At 64.3% G+C, this 22,199-nt stretch carries 15 protein-coding genes and 1 pseudogene; 6 read left to right on the forward strand and 10 right to left on the reverse strand.

Annotation, left to right across the window (positions count from 1 at the left end; translation table 11 throughout):
* The 8 genes and pseudogenes from XBLMG947_RS03610 to XBLMG947_RS03645 all read right to left on the reverse strand — a co-directional run.
* Positions 1–336, reverse strand: a pseudogene (locus XBLMG947_RS03610) (xylose isomerase); the annotation flags it as partial.
* Positions 337–384: 48 nt separating this feature from the next.
* Positions 385–1,878, reverse strand: coding sequence for a xylulokinase (xylB, locus tag XBLMG947_RS03615; protein ID WP_065466428.1), 1,494 nt, complete (start codon positions 1,876–1,878; stop codon positions 385–387).
* Positions 1,875–4,232 carry a glycosyl hydrolase family 95 catalytic domain-containing protein gene (locus XBLMG947_RS03620; protein ID WP_065466503.1) on the reverse strand — a complete coding sequence of 786 codons (2,358 nt, stop codon included), beginning with the start codon at positions 4,230–4,232 and terminating at the stop codon, positions 1,875–1,877. The genes xylB and XBLMG947_RS03620 overlap by 4 nt, the downstream gene beginning before the upstream one ends.
* 91 nt (positions 4,233–4,323) lie before the next feature.
* Positions 4,324–7,227, reverse strand: a complete 2,904-nt coding sequence (locus XBLMG947_RS03625; RefSeq protein WP_065466429.1) for a TIM-barrel domain-containing protein — start codon at positions 7,225–7,227, stop codon at positions 4,324–4,326.
* Positions 7,228–7,331: 104 nt separating this feature from the next.
* On the reverse strand, positions 7,332–9,074 hold the full coding sequence (locus XBLMG947_RS03630) for a DUF5597 domain-containing protein (protein ID WP_065466430.1): 1,743 nt from the start codon (positions 9,072–9,074) through the stop codon (positions 7,332–7,334).
* A gap of 11 nt (positions 9,075–9,085) precedes the next feature.
* The gene (locus XBLMG947_RS03635; protein WP_065466431.1) at positions 9,086–11,002 is read right to left on the reverse strand and encodes a sialate O-acetylesterase; all 1,917 of its coding nucleotides are present in this window, start codon (positions 11,000–11,002) and stop codon (positions 9,086–9,088) included.
* Between the two features lie 354 nt (positions 11,003–11,356).
* Positions 11,357–14,293, reverse strand: a complete 2,937-nt coding sequence (locus tag XBLMG947_RS03640) for a TonB-dependent receptor (protein ID WP_065466432.1) — start codon at positions 14,291–14,293, stop codon at positions 11,357–11,359.
* Between the two features lie 255 nt (positions 14,294–14,548).
* Complete coding sequence (locus tag XBLMG947_RS03645) at positions 14,549–15,520, reverse strand: LysR family transcriptional regulator (protein ID WP_065466433.1); 972 nt, start codon at positions 15,518–15,520, stop codon at positions 14,549–14,551.
* Positions 15,521–15,932: 412 nt separating this feature from the next.
* Here XBLMG947_RS03645 and XBLMG947_RS03650 point away from each other — a divergent pair, with 412 nt between their 5' ends.
* The 5 genes from XBLMG947_RS03650 to fdxA all read left to right on the forward strand — a co-directional run bounded on the left by XBLMG947_RS03650 (position 15,933) and on the right by fdxA (position 19,895).
* Positions 15,933–16,565: a 2-dehydro-3-deoxy-6-phosphogalactonate aldolase gene (locus tag XBLMG947_RS03650; protein WP_065466434.1), complete on the forward strand. Its 633-nt coding sequence runs from the start codon at positions 15,933–15,935 to the stop codon at positions 16,563–16,565.
* Positions 16,562–17,710 carry a galactonate dehydratase gene (gene dgoD / locus XBLMG947_RS03655; RefSeq protein WP_065466435.1) on the forward strand — a complete coding sequence of 383 codons (1,149 nt, stop codon included), beginning with the start codon at positions 16,562–16,564 and terminating at the stop codon, positions 17,708–17,710. Before XBLMG947_RS03650 ends, dgoD begins: the two co-directional genes overlap by 4 nt.
* Positions 17,704–18,615 carry an SMP-30/gluconolactonase/LRE family protein gene (locus tag XBLMG947_RS03660; protein WP_065466436.1) on the forward strand — a complete coding sequence of 304 codons (912 nt, stop codon included), beginning with the start codon at positions 17,704–17,706 and terminating at the stop codon, positions 18,613–18,615. The genes dgoD and XBLMG947_RS03660 overlap by 7 nt, the downstream gene beginning before the upstream one ends.
* Complete coding sequence (locus XBLMG947_RS03665) at positions 18,612–19,490, forward strand: 2-dehydro-3-deoxygalactonokinase (protein WP_065466437.1); 879 nt, start codon at positions 18,612–18,614, stop codon at positions 19,488–19,490. Before XBLMG947_RS03660 ends, XBLMG947_RS03665 begins: the two co-directional genes overlap by 4 nt.
* A gap of 81 nt (positions 19,491–19,571) precedes the next feature.
* Positions 19,572–19,895: a ferredoxin FdxA gene (gene fdxA / locus XBLMG947_RS03670; RefSeq protein ID WP_039404267.1), complete on the forward strand. Its 324-nt coding sequence runs from the start codon at positions 19,572–19,574 to the stop codon at positions 19,893–19,895.
* A gap of 134 nt (positions 19,896–20,029) precedes the next feature.
* Here fdxA and XBLMG947_RS03675 read toward each other — a convergent pair whose 3' ends face one another.
* Both XBLMG947_RS03675 and dapA read right to left on the reverse strand, forming a co-directional pair.
* Positions 20,030–20,548 (reverse strand): hypothetical protein, encoded by a 519-nt coding sequence (locus tag XBLMG947_RS03675; protein WP_065466438.1) that lies wholly within the window; start codon positions 20,546–20,548, stop codon positions 20,030–20,032.
* Positions 20,549–20,564: 16 nt separating this feature from the next.
* Positions 20,565–21,473 carry a 4-hydroxy-tetrahydrodipicolinate synthase gene (gene dapA / locus XBLMG947_RS03680; protein WP_065466439.1) on the reverse strand — a complete coding sequence of 303 codons (909 nt, stop codon included), beginning with the start codon at positions 21,471–21,473 and terminating at the stop codon, positions 20,565–20,567.
* Positions 21,474–21,565: 92 nt separating this feature from the next.
* On the opposite strand from dapA, the gene XBLMG947_RS03685 reads away from it, so the two are divergent.
* Positions 21,566–22,192 (forward strand): glycine cleavage system transcriptional repressor, encoded by a 627-nt coding sequence (locus XBLMG947_RS03685; RefSeq protein WP_083992831.1) that lies wholly within the window; start codon positions 21,566–21,568, stop codon positions 22,190–22,192.
* Positions 22,193–22,199: the final 7 nt, after the last annotated feature.

A 22,199-nucleotide genomic window follows, 5' to 3' on the forward strand; every position in this document is an offset into this window, starting at 1 on the left:
GTCGATGTCGTGGAAGCAGTAGTACGGCACGCCGAGCTTGGTGAAGAATTCGAACGCGGCATCGGCCTTGGCTTCGGCGCGGCCCAGCGCGGTGTTACCCGCATCCCACGGATACACGCGGGTGCCCGGGCCGAACGGATCGGCGCCATTGCCGCAGAAGCTGTGCCAGTAGGCCACGGCAAAGCGCAGGTGCTCGGCCATGGTCTTGTCGCCGATTGTCTTGTTGGCGTCGTAGACCTTGAATGCGAGCGGGTTGTCCGAATCGCGGCCTTCGAAACCGATCTTGCCGATGCCGGGGAAATATTCTTTCGCGCCGATGTACACGGTGTTGCTCATGGGCTGTGAAGTCCTTGCTGCTGGGGGAGTTGTAGAAAAACCTGTCGATCAGCCGGCGTAGAGCGGGCTGACGACGTGCAGGTGCTTGAGGAAGGTCTGGTAGTGCTGCTGATACCGGGCCACGCGCTGCGGATCGGGCTGCGCGGCCAGCGCGTCGTCCACCTGCAGATGCTCCAGCACCACCTCCGACAAGGCGGCATCGCCACCATCGGCACGCTCGCAGGCCCACAGCGCCTGCAGCGCGGCACCGAAGGCCGCGCCTTCGGGCTGGGTCGGCACCACGACCTGCAGGTTGAAGATGTCGGCCACCATCTGCCGCCACTGCGCGCTCTTGCTGCCGCCACCGGTGAGCAGGATGGTATCGAACTGCAGACCGGCGGCAACGAAGGCATCGAAACCATTGCGCAGGCTGTAGGTCGCCCCTTCCATCGCGGCGCGATAGAAATGCGCGGCAGTGGTGTTGTGCAGATCCATACCGAACAGGCAACCGCGAGCATCGGGCAAATTGGGCGTGCGCTCGCCGTTGAAGAACGGCAGCAAGACCAATCCGTCGGCGCCCGGTGCGGTGTCGGCGATCATCGCCTCGGTCTGCTCGCGGGTGATGGAGAACATGCGCATCACCGCCTCGGTGGCGACGGTGCAGTTCATGGTGCAGATCAACGGCAACCAGCCGCCGCTGGAGGAGCAGAACGCGGCCCAGCGTGCGTCATCGTCCACTACCGGGTGATCGGCGTAGGCGAACAGCGTGCCGCTGGTGCCCAGGCTCATGGTCAGACGCCCCGGCACCACGTTGCCGGTGCCGATGGCGGCCATCATGTTGTCGCCACCGCCGGTGGTCACGCGCACGCCGGCCGGCAGATTCAGCGCCTCGGCTGCCGCGGCGGACAAGACATAGACCGCGCCGGTTTCCACCAGCGGCGGCAAGGCGGTGCGCAGATCGCGCTGCGCATCGACCGCGCCGAGCATGCGCTCGGACCACTGCCGCGTGCGCACATCCAGCCAGCCGGTGCCGGAGGCATCGCCGACTTCGGCAAAGCGCTCGCCGGTGAGCCAGAAGTTGATGTAGTCGTGCGGCAGCATCACCGTGGTCATCGCTGCGTACGCCTCGGGGCGATGCTTGCGCGTCCATGGCAATTTGGAGGCGGTGTAGCCGGCCATGATGGGGTTGCCCGCCGTGGCGACACTGCCTGCGGCGCCGCCGACGGCGTCCATGATTTCATCGCATTCCAGCGCAGTGCTGGTATCGCACCACAGCTTGACCGGCGCGGTGACGCTGCCATCTGCGGCCACCGGCACAAAGCCGTGTTGTTGGCCCGAGACGGAGATGCCACGCACGCGGGCGCGCAGCTCGCCATCGAGCTGCGCGAAGCAATGCACGATGCCGTCGATCCACCACTGCGCCTGTTGTTCGCGGGTGCCGTCGTCGCGGCTGATCAGTTCCATCGGCGCGGCGATGGTGGCGACCACGGCGCGGTCCTGCGGATCGTAGGCCACGAGCTTGACGCTTTGCGTGCCCACATCCAGTCCTACATACAAGCTCATTGCGTCACCAATCGGTTGTTGTTGAGTCCCACCTGCTGGGTGCGGCCTGCGCCCAGGTCCAGGTCCAGGGTCTGCCCAGCGTAGGACAGTTGATAGCGCCCGCCACGATCGCTGTGCAGGCGTGCCTGCTGCAAGCGACCACCCTTCCATTCCTGGTCCACGCTGGCACCGCCGCGCACGCTGCCACGTGGCCAAGCCGCCGGCAAGGCCGGCAGCAGAAACACGCTGCCTCCCCAACTTTGCAGCGGCATTTCGGTGATTCCGGCGGTGCCGCCGAAGTTGCCGTCGATCTGGAATGGCGGATGTGCGTCGAATAGATTCGGATAGGTGCGGTCGGGCGAAATCAGCAGTTGCATGATGCGATACGCATGCTCGCCATCGGCCAGGCGCGCCCACAGATTCAAGCGCCAGCCCAGGCCCCAGCCAGTGGCGTTGTCGCCACGGATTTCCAGCGAGCGCCGCGCCGCCGCAGCCAGTTCGGGGGTATCGCGCAGATCGATCTGGCTGGACGGATGCAGCGCGTACAGATGCGAGAAGTGGCGGTGATGGAGCTCCGGCGCCTGCATATCCCAATCCTGCTGCCCCTCCTGCAACTGCCCCGCCTTGCCGATGCGGTTGGGCGGCAGTTGCTCGCGCAGCGTGGTCAGCTGCTGCGCCAACCCTGCATCGACGTTCAGCAACGTGCTCATCGCAACGCACTGCGCGAACAGGTCGCGCAACAGCTGCGCATCCATGGTCGGGCCTGCACAGATGGCGGCACCGAACGGAGGCTGATTTTCCGGCGACATCGACGGGTTGGTCACCATCGCGCCGGTCTGCGGGTCGCGCATCAAGGTGGCGACGAAGAATTCTGCGGCCCCCTTGAACAAGGGATAGATCTTGCTCAGATACGCGCGGTCGCGCCCGTAATCACAGCGGTCCCACAGCTGCTGCAACAACCACACCCCGCCCATCGGCCACAGGCTCCACTTGGCGCCATCGATCGGGCCGGCCTGCCGCCACAGATCGGTATTGGTGTGCACCACCCAGCCCGGCACGCCGTAGATCGCCTGTGCGGTGTGGGCGCCGGTGCCGGCGAGATCGAACAGCATGGATTCCAGCGGTTCAACGCACTCGTGCAATGCGTTCGCCTCGCTGGGCCAGTAGTTCATCTCGGTATTGATGTTGATGGTGTACTTGCTTTCCCACGGCGGCTGCATCAGGTCGTTCCAGATGCCCTGCAGGTTGGCCGGCTGGGTGCCGGGCCGCGAGCTGCAGATCAACAGGTAATGGCCATCTTGGTGATACAGCGCTGCCAGTGCCGGGTCGTTGCCTTCGGCGAACCGCGGCACGCGGTGGTCGGTGGGCAGCGCTGCCGCGTCGCTGGTGCCCAGGTCGATCGCCACGCGCCGGAACAGGCGTTGGTGATCGGCCAGATGCGCACGCAGCAACGCCGGGAAATCCAGTTTGGCGGCCTTGTCCAGGCTTGCTGCGGTCAGTGCGAGCGGGTCGCCATCGACGGCATCGAAGCGCTGGTAACTGGTCGCAGCGCTGAGCAGCAACACCACTTCATCGGCAGCGTCGATACGCAAACGGTCACGCACCTGGCTGAGCTTGCCGCCGGTGACCTGCGGCAGCACTCGCAACGCAAAACGCAGCTTGCCTTCGATACCGGCAAAGCTGCCATTGCGACCACTGAACAGCAAACCACCCTGCTCCGCCGTGATCTCGCCGTTTTGCGGGCTGTCGATGCCCACTTGCAACGAGATACCGCCCGGGCGGTCGCACGACAACCGCATCACGATGCATTGCGCTTGCGCAGAGACGAACACTTCACGCCGATGCAGCGCGCCGCCGGAGCGAAACGTGGTCGTTGCCACCGCGGTGTCCAGATCGAGCTGACGCCGATAGTCACTGATGCCATCGGCGCGATCAAAACCCAGCAACAGATCGCCCAAGGGTTGATACGGCATCTGCTTGTGCGGACGCGAGAGCAGTTTGGCATCGGCCAGTGTTTCGGCCTCGGCATAGCGCCCGGCAAAGATCAGCGCACGCACCTGCGGCAAGGCCGCCGACGCGTCCGGGCTGGTGGAATCGTAGGGCCCGCCTGCGTAGAGCCTGTCTTCGTAGAGTTGCAGGCGCTCGTGGGCAATACCACCCCACACCATCACACCGAGTCGCTCATTGCCGACCGGTAAGGCCTCCCCCCATTCATTGGCTGGTTCGCGATACCACAACTGCAGCGCATCGGCCGGCGCCACGGCAGGCAGCATGGCGTTTTTTGAAGCGCGCGCGTCCGGTCCGGCCACCGGCACGGCACCCAGGACCGTAACCGCGGCTCTGGTTGCCTTGCACACTTCACGCCGGGTCAGCACGGCCAACGCCGTGCTGCGTCACCGGAACCGCCCGCGACTGCCTTGCGGCGTTCCCGCATCTGCTTACCCGTCGACTGAAGACAGCCTGCGATCATCGACGACGCGCTTTGCCGGACGCAATCTTGCGCTGCAACACGCTGACCGGCTTGCCGTCGTACTGGATGCTGGTGTCGCTCTTGGGCTCCAGCGCACCGGCATCGTCGCGCGGGCCATCGACGAAGCGCACATGGATGGTGCGTTTGGCCTGCATACCGGTCCAGCTGCCTTCGCGCTTGCCGATGCTCAGCTCGCCCTTGGCCTGGTTCCACACCAGCGGGATGCGGCTGAACTCGCCTTTCTCGTAGCCGTAGCCCTTGCCGTCGTCCTCATAGAGCGAGAACTGACCATCGGCACCGGTATAGACCACCACAGTGAGCGGCGGGTCCGGCTTCTGGTCCACGTATTCCTGCACCGGGCCGGTCGGCACGATGGAGCCGGCACGCACGAACAGCGGCATGCGTTCGATCGGCGCAGCCGCTTCGATGCTCTGGCCGCCGTCGTAGCGCTTGCCGGTGGCGAAATCCAGCCAACTACTGCCGGCCGGCAGGTACACCTGGCGCGAGGTAGCGCCGAAGCGGGTCACCGGTGCGACCAGGAACGCGGGCCCGAACAGGTATTGGTCGTTGATGTCGCGGACCTTGGGATCGTCCGGAAAGTCCATCATCATGCCGCGCATGATCACGCCATCGCGCTGGTAGGTCTCGCCGGCCAGGCTGTAGATGTACGGCAGCAGCGCATAACGCAGACGGTTGTAGTAGGCCATGCTGTCGTAAAACGGCGTGCCTTCCGGGGCGATGTTCCAGATTTCGCGGTACGGGAACTGACCGTGCGAACGGAAGATGGGCACGAACGCGCCGAACTGGAACCAGCGCGTGTTGAGCTCGCGCCATTCCGGCAGGTGGGCCGGATCCTGGTCTTTATACCGCTTCTCCACCGCAAAGCCGCCGATGTCGAAGGTCCAGTTGGGCAAGCCCGACAGCGCCATGTTGACGCCGGCGGAGATCTGGTCGCGCATGTCGTCCCAACGCGAGACGATGTCGCCGCTCCACACCGCCACCGCATTGCGCTGGGTGCCGGCATAGCCCTTGCGCGAGAGGATGAACACGCGCTTGTCGTCGGCAGCACGGTCGCCCACGTACACGCCATGCGTATGCGGTAACGGGTAGGAGTTGAAGTATTCGGTGGACGAACCCAGCGCGTTAGGCGTGGTGCGTGCCTTGCGCTCGGCAATATCCAGGTTGGAATGCACGTCCGGCTCATCGGCGTCCATCCACCAGGCATCGAAGCTCTTGCTGTTGAGCTTTTCGTTGATCTGGCGCCAGTACATGGCCTGCGCCTTTTCCGAGTACGGATCGTAGAACGAGTTCTTGTAGCCCTTGCCGATCCAGTCTAGCTCGCCCACTTCCACGTTGCGCTTGAACATGAAACCCGCCGCGTCCAGTTCCTTGTAGTTGGCGGTGGTGGGATAGAACTTGGGCCAGATCGAAATCATGATCTGCGCATGCAGGTCGTGCACGGCCTTGACCATGCCGTCCGGATCCGGGAAGTGCTTGGGGTCGAAGTCATGCGAACCCCAGGCATTCTCGGGCCAGTACGACCAGTCGAGCACGATGTTGTCCAGCGACAGCTTGCGCTTGCGGTATTCGGCCACCGCGCCGATCAGTTCATCCTGGCTCTTGTAACGCTCGCGGCTCTGCCAGAAGCCATACGCCCACTTGGGCAGCATCACCGACTTGCCGGTGAGTTCGCGATAACCGGCCACCGCCTGGTCGTAGGAATCGGCCTTGACGAAGTAGTAGTCGATCATCTGCCCGGCTTCGGACCACAGCGACAGGTCCTTCGCTTCGGCGGCCGGCAGCGGGTCGCGGTGCAGCAGCGCGATGTAGCTGGGGTCGATCAGGTCCCATTCGATCTTGACGGTGTGGCGTATGCCGGGCTGCAGGTCCAGCTTGAACTCGTGATTCCACGGATTCCAGTTCTGCCGCCAGCGGTCGATCACCAGCTTGCCGTCCACGTACAACTTGGCGTATTCGCTCGAATACAGCGAGAAGGTGTGTTCGCCACCGGTGAGCGCTTCGATCTGCCCGCTCCAGGTGACCTGCATGCGGCTGTCCTTGTCCTTGGTGATCGCCTTCTTCGGGAACTTGGGCAGGTCGCTGAGGTATTGATAATTCACCTCGCTCTCGCGGCGTTCGAGGATTTGCTTGCCGTTGATCGCATAACGTGCGGTCAGCGCCCCGGCCCTGCCTTTGGCGTCGTACAACTTCAGCGTTTTCGGCAGCGGTTGTAGACCGCGCGGATCGCCCAGGCGGCTGATCGAGTTGTTGTCCCACAGCAGGCCGTAGTTGCGGCTGGACACCAGGTACGGCACCGCCATGTCGATGTTGTTCTGCTGCAGCTCGACATTGCGGCCCTTCTGGTTCATCCAGCCCTGCTGATGCTGGCCGAAGCCGTACAGCGCTTCGTCATCGGGCGACTGGAAGCGCTGGCGCACGCTCAGGTACTGCTTGCCCTCCACTTTCAACGGCGCAAAACTGCGTCCACCAGCGACTTCCGACAACACCGGCTTGCCGCTTGCGTCGGCGAAGCTGACATGGCCATCGACGGTGGACACGATGGCGGTGACCTTGCCGGTCTTCAGCTGCACGCTGTCGCCCTGCTCGGCGACTTGGAAGGCGCTATCGCCCTGCACCGGCACGCGCATCAGGCTGGGGCTGCGCGCGAAATCGCCGTCCGGATCGGCACTGACGCGGATGATGCCGGCATCGACCACCTGCAGGCGCACCGCTGCGGCGCCCTTGGCGCTCGGCACCACGGTAACGCCATCGGCGGCCTTGCGCACGTCCTGCGCATGTGCGGCATTGGCCAACAAGGCCAGCGACAACGCCAGGCAATGGGCAAGCGGTGTGCGTCGGTTTGCAGACGCCGCGTCGGCGGAACGGATGGTGGTTTGCATGGTCACTCCCTTGGAATTGCGAAACGTTGCCGCGGGGGCGGCAGCGCATGGGTGAGGTGAGGCGACGTCGTCGATACGGCATCGCTGCGTTGTCGCGGGCACGCCTAGTTGTAGGTCGCCAGCGTGATCTTGAGCAGCTGCGGCACGCTGGAAAAATTGACGCCGTAGTCGGTCTGGTCGCCATTCCAGTTGCGCTGGAACTTCCACGCGTCGCCTTCATATACGCCTTCCTCGACCCGGTCGTAGATCATGTTGGCGGTGGCGTCGCTGGCCGGGTGCAGGGTCACACGCGCGTGGTAGCCGGTGACCAGAAATTCATCCGGGCCCAGCTCGGCGATCAATGCGGCGCCGATCGGCTCGGGGTTGCCCGGCGGCTCACCCTTGAACCAGAACTGCGGTACGCCATAGGTGATGGTGGCGCTCCAGCGGTCGTTGAGCTTGAGTTCCTGCACGGCTTGGTCGGGTTCTTCGGCGGTACCGTGCAACTTGCCTTCGGACGCAGCCTTGGCGAACGGGCGCATGCCCATGCTAACGGCCTGGAAACCCAGCGCGAACGGTGCCAGCGTTTCTTCATCGACATGCTTGGCGCCCAGTGGATAATTAGAATATCGGGTGAAATCGATGCCGAATGCCGACCAGCCAATGCCATCGTGGCCCAACGTGGGATACAGGTAACGCGCGTATTCGGGGCGGTTGCCGGTTTCGGCGACGAACAAGGCATTGTCCGGGCGCGCGTAACGCTCCAGCACCGTGGTGTACATGCGGTACTCGGGCATGTAGATGTCTGGCGCCAGCAGATCGATATGCGGGCCGGCCGCCTTCCAGACATCGAGCATGTTGTCGGTGGGGCCACCGCTGGCGTACTGGCCGGGCTGGCCCGGATTGAAGGGGCCACGCAGCGCGGCATTGACGTACATCGGCAGCGGATACTCGGCCTTACCGGCCTCGACGACCTGGTCGATGTAACGGCCGATCGACCACGCGTGGAAGATCTCGTCGGCATCGGCGCCGAACACCTGCGCCCAGCTGCCCGGCTGCTTGTTCAAGCGCTTGAGCAGTGCATCCGGTACCGGGCCGTCGAACAATTTTTGCGCCATCGGCGAGAAGTCGCGCACGCTGCCGTAGGTGCCCGCCTCGTTCTCCGGCTGGATCATGATCACGGTGTGTTGCGGGTCCACTTTCTTCAGGTGCTGCATGAAAGCGACGAACGCCTTGCGGTCGGCATCCAGCGTGGCCTGCGCGTGCGGCGATAACGAACCGATCGACTTACCGTCGCGGGTGACCACGCGCGGGAAGCGCTGGTTATCGGTCTTGACCCAATGCGGCGCGTACTGCGGCCCGTTGTTCTTCCAGGTCGCAAACCACAACAGCACCAGACGTATCTTGTGCTCACGCGCGTGGGTGAGCAGCGTATCGACGAAGGAGAAATCGAAGGTGCCTTCTTCCGGTTCCACCTGCTCCCAGGCGATCGGCACCTGCACGGTATTGGGACCCATCATCTTGATGGCGGGCCACACCTTGTCCATCACGCCGGGATAGTTGCTGGAGTTGTTGACCTGCGCGCCCAGGATCAGGAACGGCGCGCCATCGACCAGTAACGCATGCTTGCCATCCTTGCTGACGAACTGCGGCATCGGCGTCTGTGCGGCCGGCGCCTGCGCAGACGCCGGTGTTGCCGTGGCCGTCGTGGCAGCAGGTGTGATTGCCGCAGGTTTGCCGGCATCGCCTTGCTCGCCGGAGTGACACGCAGCCAGGGCAAGCGTCAGCGCGGAAAGCAGCAGCGGACGCAGGCAACGCCGCGCGTTGGAACGGCAGATGACGCCTGCGACGGGGAAATGCATGGACATAAGACTCCGAGTCACCAGGTATCAGTGCGGAAAGGGGAAACAGGAAGGGCGTCGCGATTGATCAGGTTGGCGTCGTCCGGGCTTTCGCTCCAGCCGTAGCGCACGGCTAACGGTGCGGCGACTGCTGCGCTGCGCACGATCACGCGCTCGCTCTCGATCTGCGCGGTGGCCGGGTGGAAGCGTTGATCGGCGCCGGCAATACGAAAGCCCTGCACTGCACCACCGCCGCGCACCTGCAGTGCACTGCCCTGCAAGTCGAAGCTCAGCACCGCGCTGCCTCCATCAAAACTCGCCCGCTTGAACACCGGCGCGCTGTACACCAACGTCTCGCCATAGGCCACATGCCGCGCTGCCAGCGCCAGGCGATGACCGACATCGCGCTTGTCGGTGGGATGGATGTCGGTCGGGTTGCCGATGTCGATGATGACCGCCTGCCCGGTTGCCGGAAGCGCCAGTGTCTTGGACTGCGACTCGCGCAACAGCGCCCAGGGGCTCAGCTCGCCCTTGTCGTCGCCGGACTTGAAGTTGGCCAGCTGTACCCAGAGGAACGGCAGCTTGTTGTCGCCGCGTTCGGCACGCCAGTGCTGGATCATCGCCGCAAACTGCTCGCGGTATTTCACCGCACCGGTGTCGGTGGCATTGGTTTCGCCCTGGTACCAGAGCACGCCCTTGACCGGCAACGGCTGCAACGGATGAATCATCTGGTTGTACAGCAGCGTGGGCAGCTGATTCTTGTTGTCGGTCAAAGACACCCGCACCGCGGCGGGGCGGAACTTCCAGCCGCTCAGTGCGCGCTTGGTGCCGCCCTTGGTCTGCACAAAGCGTTGCTCGTCCAGGCCGTGCATGCCGCCACCGCCACTGAGGTCTTCCACGCGCACGGCGATGTGGTTGACGCCCGCCTTGAGCACCGCCGCTGGCACCTGGTAAACGCGTGGCAGGTTCCATTGCTTTTCGTTGCTGCCGACCTGCTGGCCGTTGACATAGGTGATATCCGAATCGTCGATCTGGCCCATACCCAGCGAGACACCTGCTTTGGCCTCGGCAGCGCTCAGCGTCATCGTGGTGCGATACCAGGCGATGCCATCCATGCCGTCATAGCCGCTGGATTCCCACTGTTTTGTGACTGGAATGCTGTCCCAGTCGCTGTCGTCGAACTCCGCTTCGCGCCATTGCGGCATTTCGCCGTTCACCTTGGGCCAGCGCGCGAGGCGCTTGCCGGTGGCGGCCTGCGCGGCGGCATCGCGTTGCTTGATCGCCTCGATCGCCCCCTTGTTCTGATCGGCATTCAGACCCAATGCGGCGGCGTCCATCCACGCCTCGATCGAACTGCCACCCCAGGTGCTGTTGACGATGCCGATCGGCACACCGGTGCTGGCGCGCAGCTCCTTGGCGAAGAAGTAACCCACCGCAGTGAATTCGCCGGCGTTGGCCGGAGTGGCGGCCTTCCAATCGCCACCGGCCAGACGCGCCTGCGGCTGCACCGACCACGACTTGGGCACCTTGAAATGCCGCAATTGCGCATCGTTGGCAGCAGCCACCGCTTGCGGGCCGTCGCTGGCCTGGGCCAACGGCCATTCCATGTTCGATTGCCCGCTGGCCAGCCACACATCGCCGACCAGCACATCGCGCAGCCGTACGTCGCCGCCATCGCCCTGCACCCGCAGCACATACGGACCACCGGCCTTGTGCGCAGACAGTTCGACCTTCCATTGCCCTGTTGCATCAGCCTTGGCGGTGGCGCGCTTGCCGTCGAAGCTGACCGTGATCGCGGCATTGGGCGCAGACCAGCCCCACACCGGCATCGGTCGATCGCGCTGCAACACGGCGCCATCGGCAAACAACAGCGGCAGCGTCGGCAATGCCCAGGCGGCCGGGCTGGCCAGTACCAGACCCAGCAGGCAGCCACGACGAACCAAAGAAGCGGTCATGCAGTGATCTCCAAAGTGGGCGCAGCCGAACAGCGCACAGCGATACGACGGCGAACAGCGTCATACACGGTAAGACAGCGCAATGACGCGTAGCGACGCAGCGCTCATCGGGGATCGCCATAGAAAATGCCACGGCCACCGGTGGCGAAGTACACGCGACCAGGAAGTCGCGGGGCGCCGGTCACGCTCGGCCGTCATGCCAGACCAATGAAATATTCCTGGAAAGGTTTCGCAGAACCTATAACAACGCCAGAAAACCCAGCACCTCTGCCATGACCAAGCCGGAACACCGGACCAGGCGTGGCGGGCTCAACTCTGCGAGCCCGCGCGCATCGACTGCATGATCGCGCGCGCTTACCAGTTCATGCGCAGCACCAACGAATAGCGCCGGTCGTTGACGAACCAGCTGCGGGTGTACAGATGGTTGTCGACCTCGCCTCCGGTGTAGGACGTCGGCCCCATCAGCACCTTGGTCACCGTGTTGGTCAGATTGTTGGCCTGCACGCCGAGCTGCACATGCGGGTTGAAGCGGTAGAACGCCGAGGCATCGAGCTGGCCATAGTCGTCCGACCAGGTCGGCAACTTGGTCGACACATCGCTGGCGGTCAGCAGGTAACGCGAACGCCAGTTGTACGCCAGGCGCAGCGAAAGCGGTCCTTTCTCATAGATGCCAGCCAGGTTGTAGCTGCGCCGAGACAGACCTTCCAGCGGCAGGCTCACGCCGGTCACCGTGGTCTGGGTGTATGGGTCGGTGGCGGTGTTTACGCCGCCACTGCTGTCGACGAAGGTGAAGTTGGCATTGACGCCGAAGCCGCTCAGCCAACCCGGCCATGCATCGAAGAACTGCGTATAGCCGTATTCGAAACCGCGGATGCGCCCCTTGTCCATGTTGTACGGGCGCGTCACCAGCCAGTCCTGTCCACCGTAGTTTTCAGTGACCGTCTGGTTGGAGAAGTAATCCTCGACGCTCTTGTAGAACAACGTCAGGTACATCATGTCGCTGGTGTCGAAGTACCACTCCAGCGCAGTGTCGTACTGGTTGGCCTTCATCGGCTGCAGATTCGGATTGCCGGCGGTACCGGTCCACCTGGACACAGTGCCGTTGGACTCGGTGTTTGCCGCCAGCAGCAGATAAGGCTGCAATTGCGTGTAGTCCGGGCGCGCCATCGCCTTGGACGCGGCGATGCGCCACTGCAGCGCATCGGAGAATTTGAAACGCATATTGAAGCTCGGCAGCACGTTGGTATAGCTGCCCTTGGCATTGTTGGCGAAGTACTGCCCGGTGTACTGCTCGCGCAGCGCTTGCGAACCCGCGCTTCCCGACAGATCGGGGAACTGGCCGTAGCCGTTGGCCTCGGTCCTGGTCTGCACGATGCGCACGCCGATATTGCCGTCCACCGGCACGCCCAGCGCCTCGTCGTTACCGAAGTACATCACCGCGTAGGCGGCCTGGGTCCGTTCGAACTGGCGATTGATGTCCTGCAGTTGATACGTGTCCGGAGCCCAGCCCGACCCACGCAGCGCCACAATCTGCTCGATCATCTTCGAGGTGCCGGCATAATCCTTGACCGCAGCATCGCTCGGGAAATACAGCCTGTTGGGCACATCGATCTTGCCGCGGAACAGGTTGGAATACGCATACAACTGCGAAGAGCCGGTCATGTAGGTAGCCAGGTCGGCCAACCCAGTCCCATTCGCGCTCCCGGGAATCTGCGCCCAGTTATCGCTGATCACACCCCAGTTGTAGCCGGAGTTCTTGTTGATCTGGGTGCGGTCGGTGGCGCGGATGCCGGCACGGAACGTACGCAGCCAGGAACTGTCGTCGAAGGCGTATTCCAGGTCGAAGCGCGTGGCCAACTCGCGGCCGCGATTCTTCGCCAGGTGGTCCATCGCCGCACTCCAGAAATAGTTGGATGGGTTGGTGGTGTAGGTGCTGTCGGCAATCGCCACGGATGGATATTTTCCGCTGAGATCCACGTTCAGACCCGGCAGATAGATGGAATCGAACAGGGTGAAGTCCAGCGAATCGCTCTCGGAGCGCACCAACTGCATATCGCCGCGCACGGTGAGCTTGCTGGTGAGCTTGTGGGTGAAGCCGCCGGACAGATCCGAGGTAGTCGTGCGCTGTTGCGAATAGCGGTTGTTGGTGTAGAAGCGCACGCCATCGTTGCCGGTGACGTTGCCGCGCCAGGAACTGGACGTCGGCGAGCCGCTGACGAAGCGGCCGTCGGCATCGTAGGTGAACCTGGTCCCGGGAGCCGGACCAATCGCATTGGTGTCGTCGTTGAAAAACGCTGCGCGTTCCTGCCAGTTCATGTCGTAGCTGGAACGCATGTACTGCACATAGATCTCGGTGTCGTCGCTGGGACGCCACTGGAACGCGCCGGCCACACCGTTGCGCTTACGCTCGAAATCAAGCTGCCGCCAGTTGACGCCGCCGGGGACGTAGACCTTGTCGAAGTTGGTCCCCTCCAGCAGCGCCGCATCGGTGCGGCGCACGAACGGCTCGACCTGGATGCCATCGCTGGGGGTGGCCAGTTCCGACTGCGCCACATCCACCATCAAGCCCATCTCGCCGATGCCGGTAGTCCAACGATCGCTGAATAGAAACGAGCCAGACGGTTTGTAGGTCTTGCTGAAATCGCCGTAGTTCTCGTCGGCGGTAACGCCGATCACCCGACCCGGCTGGTCGAATGGCATGCGCGTACGCAGGTTGACCGTGCCACCAAGACCGCCCTCGATGATCTCGGCCGACGGGTTCTTGTACACGTCCACGCCCGCCATCAACTCCGCAGGCACATCCTCGAAACTCAGACCGCGGCCGCTGGCCGCGCTGAAGCTGTCGCGGCCATTGAGTTCGCCGCGCACCTGGGTCATGCCACGGATCATCACGCCGCTGCCTTCGGCAGAAAAGTGGTCCGGATCGTTACGCGCCATGAAGTGATCGATGGTCACGCCGCTCACCCGTTGCAGGGTTTCGGTGACGCTGCGGTCCGGCAGCGCGCCGATATCCTCGGCGCTGACCGAATCGACGATCTGTTCGGCATCGTGCTTGATCGACTGCGACTTGATCAGGCTGGCGCGCACGCCGCGCACTTCGACCGCATCCAGGTCGGTGGCGCTGCCGGCACGGCTTGAGGAGGCATCCTTGGACGACTGCGCCTGCTGGGCATAGACCGGCGCAGCGAGCAACAGCCCGATGCTGATGGTCATGGCGGAACGACGCAACGATGGCAAACGACGGGCAAGCACGCCCGTACCTGCCGAGGCATGGCTGGAACACTGGTACATCTGAATCCCTCCCAGGACGCAAGACGATTGAAACGGGTTGTCGCGGCGCAGAGGCGCCGCGTGATCACGCGAAAAACGGGCGATGTCGCCCGTGATTTCCCTCCAGCAAGCGGCTTGGCCGCCAATCGCGTGCCCGACGTTACGTGCGCTTCAGCGTGCGATCTCGCACACACATATAGGCGCGCGGACTAGTGCCAGCCAATGAAAAATTCACAAGCTGTTATTCCACGGCGGAATAGCAACGAAAGAGCTTGATCAGACAAGCGATTCCGACCCGCGTAAAGCGGGATACAAACGCCGTGCAGTAGTGCGCAATGCCTGCAAAATGCGTTCGGCACCAGGCGGGAGAACATAATCGCGCCGACGGATGATGCCGAACGATTCCATCCGCACCCCCAGCTCGATCGGCAGCACGGTGAGCAACTTGGCCTGGATCAGCGGCGCCACCGATTCCACCGGCAGAGCGGTCAGCATGTCGGTGCCGCGCAACAGCGTGGCGGTCACTGGCAACGACGACGTCTCGATGGCGTTGGTCGGCGTCTGCACGCCATGTTCCATGAACATCGAATCCAGCCGCGCGCGCAACACGCTGTCGGCGGGCGGCAGGATCCAGCCATGCCTTACCAGATCGGCATGTTGCAGGCCGGCGCGGCTGGCCAGCGGGTGGCCGGCACGCGCGATCACCGAATGCGGTTCGTCGGCCAGCGGTTCGAACTCCAGCTCGCCCACGCCTTCCGGCCCCAGGATGCGGCCGATCACGATGTCCAGCTGACCATCCAGCAACTTGGCCACCAGCGGGCGGCTGTAGTCCATTTCCACCCGCACCAGGATGTCTGGGAACTCGCGCTTCACCTCGGCGATCGCCTGCGGCACCAGATTGGTGCCCGGATTGACCACGGTGCCGATCGAGGCTTGGCCCATGCGCCCGGCGCGCAGTGCAGCGATTTCTTCCTGTGCCCGACCAATCTCGGACATCGCTGCGCGCGCACGCCGGATCAATACGTGGCCATACCAGGTGGGCTCAACGCCACGGGCATGCCGCTCGAATAATTTCACCCCCAGCATGTCTTCCATTTCTGCCAGCAGCTTGGACGCCGCGGGTTGCGTCATGCTGGCGGCCTCAGCCGCACGCAAGACCGAACGCTGTTCGTGCAAATGCAGCAGTAGCAGGAGCTGGCGCGTCTTCAGCCGGGCTGCGTTGAACCAGGGAGTACTGGAGTTTGCCATAGCGTGCGGTTGCGGCTGTGTATTCGACGGAGGAATAGAATATGCCGAAAATTTCATTTGCAGCACATATCTCCCCGGGCGAGGCTATCGAATGCCGCAGCAGGAGCCCCGCTCTCCCGGGCGCGGTGAGTACAGACGTGAACTGCACGGCATCGGGCAGCAGCACGCATGCCATATATGCGGAGGTGGACGACGATGACGGCATTTTGCCTGCCGGTTGCGGGTCGTAAGACGGCACACGCGAGTCCGGGTGGCGCTTGCCGAGGCCGCAGGTCAAGTCTTCGTCGCCGCATGTCCTTGTCCGGATCTGCGCGTCAGCCCCGCTTACCGCGCCACGCAGTCGTGCAGTTCCACCGATGTTGCCCCCACCCGGTCGCCAACCGCCGCTCTCCGCTCTACCGCGAGTAACCGAATGACGTCAGATACCACCGCCAGCCCGTTTGTCATGCCCCTGGTCGCCATCCTGCGCGGCATCACGCCGGAACAGACGCTCGACCATGTCGGCGCGCTGATCGACGCCGGCTTCGATGCGATCGAAATCCCGCTCAACTCGCCGCGCTGGGCCGAGAGCATCGCCCTGGCCCAGCAGACCTTCGGCGACCGCGCCTGGATCGGCGCCGGCACCGTGTTACGCAATGAAGACGTCGACACCCTGGTAGAGATCGGCGCGCGCTTCATCGTCACGCCCAACACGCGCCCGTCGCTGATCCGCCACGCGGTGTCGCGCGGTCTGACCGTGGTGGCCGGTTTCGCCACCGCCAGTGAGGCATTCGATGCCATCGACGCCGGCGCAACCATTCTCAAGCTGTTCCCGGCAGCGACCTATGGCGCCGCGCATGTGCGCGCACTGCGCTCGGTGCTGCCCACTCACATCCCGGTCTATGTGGTCGGCGGCGTCAGCCCGCAGACCCTGGCAGGCTTCATCGCCCAGGGCGCCGCCGGCGCCGGCATCGGCGGCGAACTGTACAAACCCGGCCAATCGCTCGAAACAACCCAGACGCATGCACGCGCGTTCGTACAGACCTACCAGGAACTGCAAGGATGAAGATCACCCGCCTCACCACCTACCATGCCGCACCGCGCTGGCTGTTCCTCAAGGTCGAAACCGACGAGGGCATCACCGGTTGGGGCGAGCCGGTCATCGAAGGCCGCGCGCGTTCGGTGGAGGCCGCCGTGCACGAACTGGCCGGCTATGTCGTCGGCAAGGATCCGGCGCGCATCAACGACCTGTGGCAGACCATGTACCGCGCCGGGTTCTACCGCGGCGGCGCCATCCTGATGAGCGCCATCGCCGGCATCGATCAGGCCCTGTGGGACATCAAGGGCAAGGCGCTGGGCGTGCCGGTGTACGAACTGCTGGGCGGGCTGGTGCGCGACCGCATGAAGACCTACCGCTGGGTCGGCGGCGACCGCCCGGGCGCCATCATCCAGCAGATCACCGACTACCGGGCATTGGGTTTCGACACCTTCAAGTTCAACGGCACCGAAGAAATGAAGCTGATCGACAGCGCGCGTGCGGTCGACGCAGCCGTGGTCAAGGTCGCCGAAATCCGCGAAGCCTTCGGCAACGCCATCGACTTCGGCATCGACTTCCATGGCCGCGTCGGCGCACCGATGGCCAAGGCGCTGCTGCGCGAACTCGAACCGTTCAAACCGCTGTTCGTCGAAGAACCGGTGCTGGCCGAACAGGCCGAGTACTACCCGCGCCTGGCTGCCAGCACCTCGATTCCGCTGGCGGCCGGCGAGCGCATGTTCTCGCGCTTCGAATTCAAGAACGTGCTGTGCGCCGGCGGTATCGGCATGGTGCAACCGGACCTGTCGCATGCCGGCGGCATCACCGAATGCGTCAAGATCGCCGCGATGGCCGAAGCCTACGATGTCGGCTTCGCACCGCACTGCCCGCTCGGCCCGATCGCGCTGGCTGCGTGCCTGCACGTGGACTTCGTCTCGCACAACGCGGTGCTGCAGGAACAGAGCATCGGCATCCATTACAACGAAGGCGCGGACCTGCTCGATTACGTCATCAACAAAGACGATTTTCAGTGCGTGGAGGGCAGCATTGCCGCCCTGCCCAAGCCCGGGCTCGGTGTGGAGATCGACGAAGCCATGCTCAAGCGCGCAAACGAAAACCCGCCCGACTGGCGCAACCCGGTCTGGCGCCACACCGACGGCAGTATCGCCGAATGGTGAGCACGCCCGAACATACCGCCGTACTGGCGGTCGACAGCCGCTGCACGCATGGCGAAGGCGTGCTGTGGTGCGCACAGCGCCAGGCGCTGTACTGGGTCGACATCAGTGAAAAACGCCTGTGGCGGCACCATCCGGCCACTGCGCATACGCGCTACTGGGTGCTACCCGACCGCCCCGGCTGCATCGGCCTGATGGACGATGGCCGCATCCTGATCGCGTTGGCCAAGGCGATCGGCATTGTCGCCCCGAACAATGTCGAAGAAGACGTACTGCCCTTCGAAAAACTGGCCGATGTGGAAGCCGACAACCCGCTCACGCGCAGCAACGATGGCCGCGCCGATCGCGACGGCAACTTCGTGTTCGGCACCATGGACGAGCACGACACCAAGGCCGCGCGTGGGGCGATGTACCAGTTCTCGCTGCAACACGGCTTGCGCGCATTGCCGCTGCCGCGGGTGTCGATCCCCAACTCGATCTGCTTCAGCCTCGACGGCCGCACGCTGTATTACTGCGATTCGGTGCGCCAGCAGATCCTGTGCTGCGATTACGACGCGGAGACTGCGCAGACCAGCAACACACGCGTGTTCACCACGCTGGACCGGGACGATGCCGAACCGGACGGCTCGATCATCGATGCCGAAGGCCATCTGTGGAATGCGCAATGGCGCGCCTCGCGCGTGGTGCGCTACCGCCCCGATGGCAGCGTGGAGCGCATCGTGCACCTGCCGGTCAAGCATCCCACCTGCAGCGCCTTCGGTGGCGCAGCGCTGGATCGTCTGCACGTGATCAGCTCGCGTCTGGACCACAGCGCCGAAGAGCTGGCCCGCACCCCTGAAACCGGCAGTCTGTACCTGTGCGATCTGCCGGTCACGGGCCTGCCAGAAAGCCTGGTGGCCAGCGCGTGATCGCCATCGACTGGGGCACCAGCAGCCTGCGTGGCTATCTGCTCGATGCCAACGGCAAGGTGCTTGACCAGCGACGCGGCAGCGACGGCATCCTGGCCTGCCAGGGTCGCTTCGCCGAGGTGCTGGCAGGCTTGGTCGACGGCTGGGACGGCCCGCTACTGCTTTCGGGCATGATCGGCAGCCGCAATGGCTGGGTCGAACAACCCTATCTATCCTGCCCCGCAGACACCGATTCGCTCGCCCAGGCGATGCGCAACCACGACCACCTGCTACCGGGCCGCACGCTGTGGTTCGTGCCCGGCGTGAGCACCGGCGAACAGGCGGGCGTGCCGGATGTGATGCGTGGCGAAGAAACCCAGCTGGTCGGGCTGATCGCCGCACTCGGCGATGGCGCGCATGTCGCCTGCCTGCCCGGCACGCACAGCAAGTGGGCACGGATCGCCAACGGCCACCTGACCGGGTTCGCCACGGTCATGACCGGGGAGTTGTACGCCGTGCTGCGTCAGCACAGCATCCTCGGCAAGCTGATGTATGACGATCACGCCGAGCTGGACACTGCGGCGTTCCTGCAAGGTGTGGACCGCAGCACCGAGCCCGGTGGACTCAGTCACCACGTGTTCGGCGCCCGCACGCTCGGCCTGTTCGAACGCCTGTCCTCCGCGGCGCTGCCGTCCTATCTCTCGGGCCTGCTGATCGGTCACGAACTGCGCGAGCACCGCGGCACCCACGCCACCGTGCATCTGGTCGGCAGCCCTGGTCTGGCGCAGCGCTATGCGTTGGCACTGCAGCACCTGGGCGTCGACAGCCAGCTGCATCCCGAAGATCTGGCTGCGGCGGGGTTGTTCGCACTGGCCAGGCGGCGCGGATTGGCCTGACAAGCCAACAGCCAACATCGACAACCCCACACCCATCACGCGACTGCTTTAGAATTGGCAGGCTAATCGCCGGATTCTGCCATGCCTTTTGTTGTCACCGAAAACTGCATCAAGTGCAAATACACCGACTGCGTCGAGGTCTGTCCGGTGGATTGCTTCCACGTCGGCCCGAACTTCCTGGTCATCGATCCGGACGAGTGCATCGATTGCACCCTGTGCGAGCCGGAATGCCCCGCCAATGCGATCTACCCGGAAGATGACGTTCCCGCCGGCCAGGAGGCCTTCGTCGCGCTCAACGCCGAACTGGCCAAGGCCTGGCCGGTGCTGACCGTGCGCCAGGAGCCCCTGCCCGATGCCGCCGAATGGGATGGCAAGCCGAACAAGTTGCCGTTGCTGCAGCGCTAAGCTGCATCAGCAGAGGCGACGCAGCCGGACCACCGCGCGCGTCCCGCAAAGCAACCGCAGGCAGCACCGCACCAACGCAAAACGGGCGCCCAGAGCGCCCGTTTTGCCATCCCATCCAGCAAACCGAACCGGCCTCAGCCGCCCAGCTTGCCCTTGAGCGCAGTGACCACTGCCACTGGCGCTGCTGCCGTCGCCGGCATGCCGCGCGGATCCACGGCCGACACGTAGCTGCCGGCTTCGACCTTGACCACGCGCACCAGAAAGCTGGAACCTTCGTAGCTCACGTCGTAGGAACCGAGCATCTGCGCCTTGCTGGCGATGGTCAGGCCGGGAATCTCGGCCAGCGCCGCGCCCACCTTGGCAAACACCTCATCGCGCTCGCCCGGCACGGTGAATCCGCTGTTGGCGCTCGCTGACGGCGGCGCGTTGGTCTGCTGCTGCGTGGTCGATGCCAGCGTCGGCACCTTCATCGCACCAGAGGTGTCGGGCAGGTTCAGATCCGGCGGCACTTCCAGCGGGCGGGCTTCCGGAGCGAGCGCATAGTCGCCGCGCGCGCCCTTGTGGAACCAGCTGCAACCGCTCGTGGCGGCGACGGTGGCGGTCGCCAGCAACGCGAGCGACAGCACGCGGACGGGGGAAACGGAATGACGCATCGATAAATCTCCTGGGTCAGGCCGCGAGCATTTCGCGGCTGGAAAGTGCTTCCAACGCAACAGCGTCGGCGGCGAGGCGGTCGGCGGCAGGCTGGTGCGCCGCAGAAAGTGGCAGCAGCGGCAAGCGCAGGCCGTGGCCGATCCCGGCGCGCTGCAGCAGCGCCTTGACCGGGATGGGATTGGATTCGATCCCGCAAAAGCTGTGGTACTCGCTCAAGCGCGCGTCCCAGGCGGTGGCAGCTTCACGTTGACCAGCGCGGGCAAGATCGCACAAGCGCCGGTACGCCGAGGGCAACGCGTTGGACGCCACCGAAATCAGCCCTTCGGCGCCGGACAGTATCGACTGCACGGCACTGCCGTCATCGCCGCTGAACACCACGAAGGAGTCGCTGCGCAACGCCACCAGCGCGGCGACGCGCTCGGGCTCGCCACGTGCTTCCTTGATGCCGACGATATTCGGATGCCCCACCAACTCGGCCACCGTCTCCGGCAACAGATCGCAGCCGGTGCGGCCCGGCACGTTGTACAGCACCACCGGCAAGCCACCGTCATCGGCCACTGCCAGAAAATGCGCTTTCAATCCGACCTGGGTCGGACGCACGTAGGGGGGCGTTACCACCAGCGCGTACTGCGCGCCCAGCGCGGCGGCGCGGCGCGTCTGCGCAATGGTCTTGGCGGTACCGGACAAACCAGTGCCGGCCAGCACCGGCAAGCGACCGTCCACCTGCGCAACCGCAGTGCGCAACAAGGTGTCGTATTCGTCGTCGCTCAGCGCGGCGGCTTCGCCAGTGGAACCGGCGACGACGATTCCCTGCACGCCGCCGTGTAGTTGCTGTTCCAGCAACCTCCGCCACGCATCCATGTCGAGTGCGCCATCCGGAGCGAAAGGAGTCGCCAGCGCGGTGATGATGCCGGAAAGGGACAAGATTCTGCTGCTCTTACGTGACAGGAAAAGGCCCGCGCGAGCGCGGGTTGAGACCACTGCATGTTACTTGCGGCGCGAAACCACGGGCAAGTATGCTGGTCACCGCCAGGGCGCCTGCCCGGGCGGCCATTCAGCCTGATGCAATGCCGGAAGCCCCTTTGACTGACTCTACACCCCGGCCTTCGCCGACCGAAAATCACCTCCTGATCAACGCCTACACGACGCATCCGGAGTCCCCCCTATTGCCTGTCACCCGCCGCATCGCCGACAGCGGCTGCAATCTCGTGGACGCCCGCCTGGCCACGGTGGGGCGCGATGTTTCGGTCACCGCACTGGCGACCGGCTCCTGGGATTCGGTCGCCAAGCTCGAAGCCATGCTGACCCGGCTCGAACGCGAGGAAGGCCTCAAGCTGGTGTGGTACCGCACCGGCCCCAAGCAGACCCAGTCCAACCTGCTGCCGTACATCGTGGAAGTGATCGCCGCCGACAAGCAGGGCATCCTGTTCCAGCTTGCCGATTTCTTCGACCGCCAGGGCATCACCATCGAAAACCTGCAGAGCACCCGCTACCGTGCCATGCAGACCGGCGCGGAGATGTTTTCTGCGCAGGTGACCATCGGGGTGCCGGCCAACATGCACATCGCCGCGTTGCGCGATGATTTCCTGGAATTCTGTGATCACCTCAATCTCGACGCGATCATGGACCCGATGAAGTTCTAAGGCAGAC

The sequence above is a fragment of the Xanthomonas bromi genome (assembly GCF_900092025.1).
Taxonomy (GTDB): Bacteria; Pseudomonadota; Gammaproteobacteria; order Xanthomonadales; family Xanthomonadaceae; genus Xanthomonas; species Xanthomonas bromi.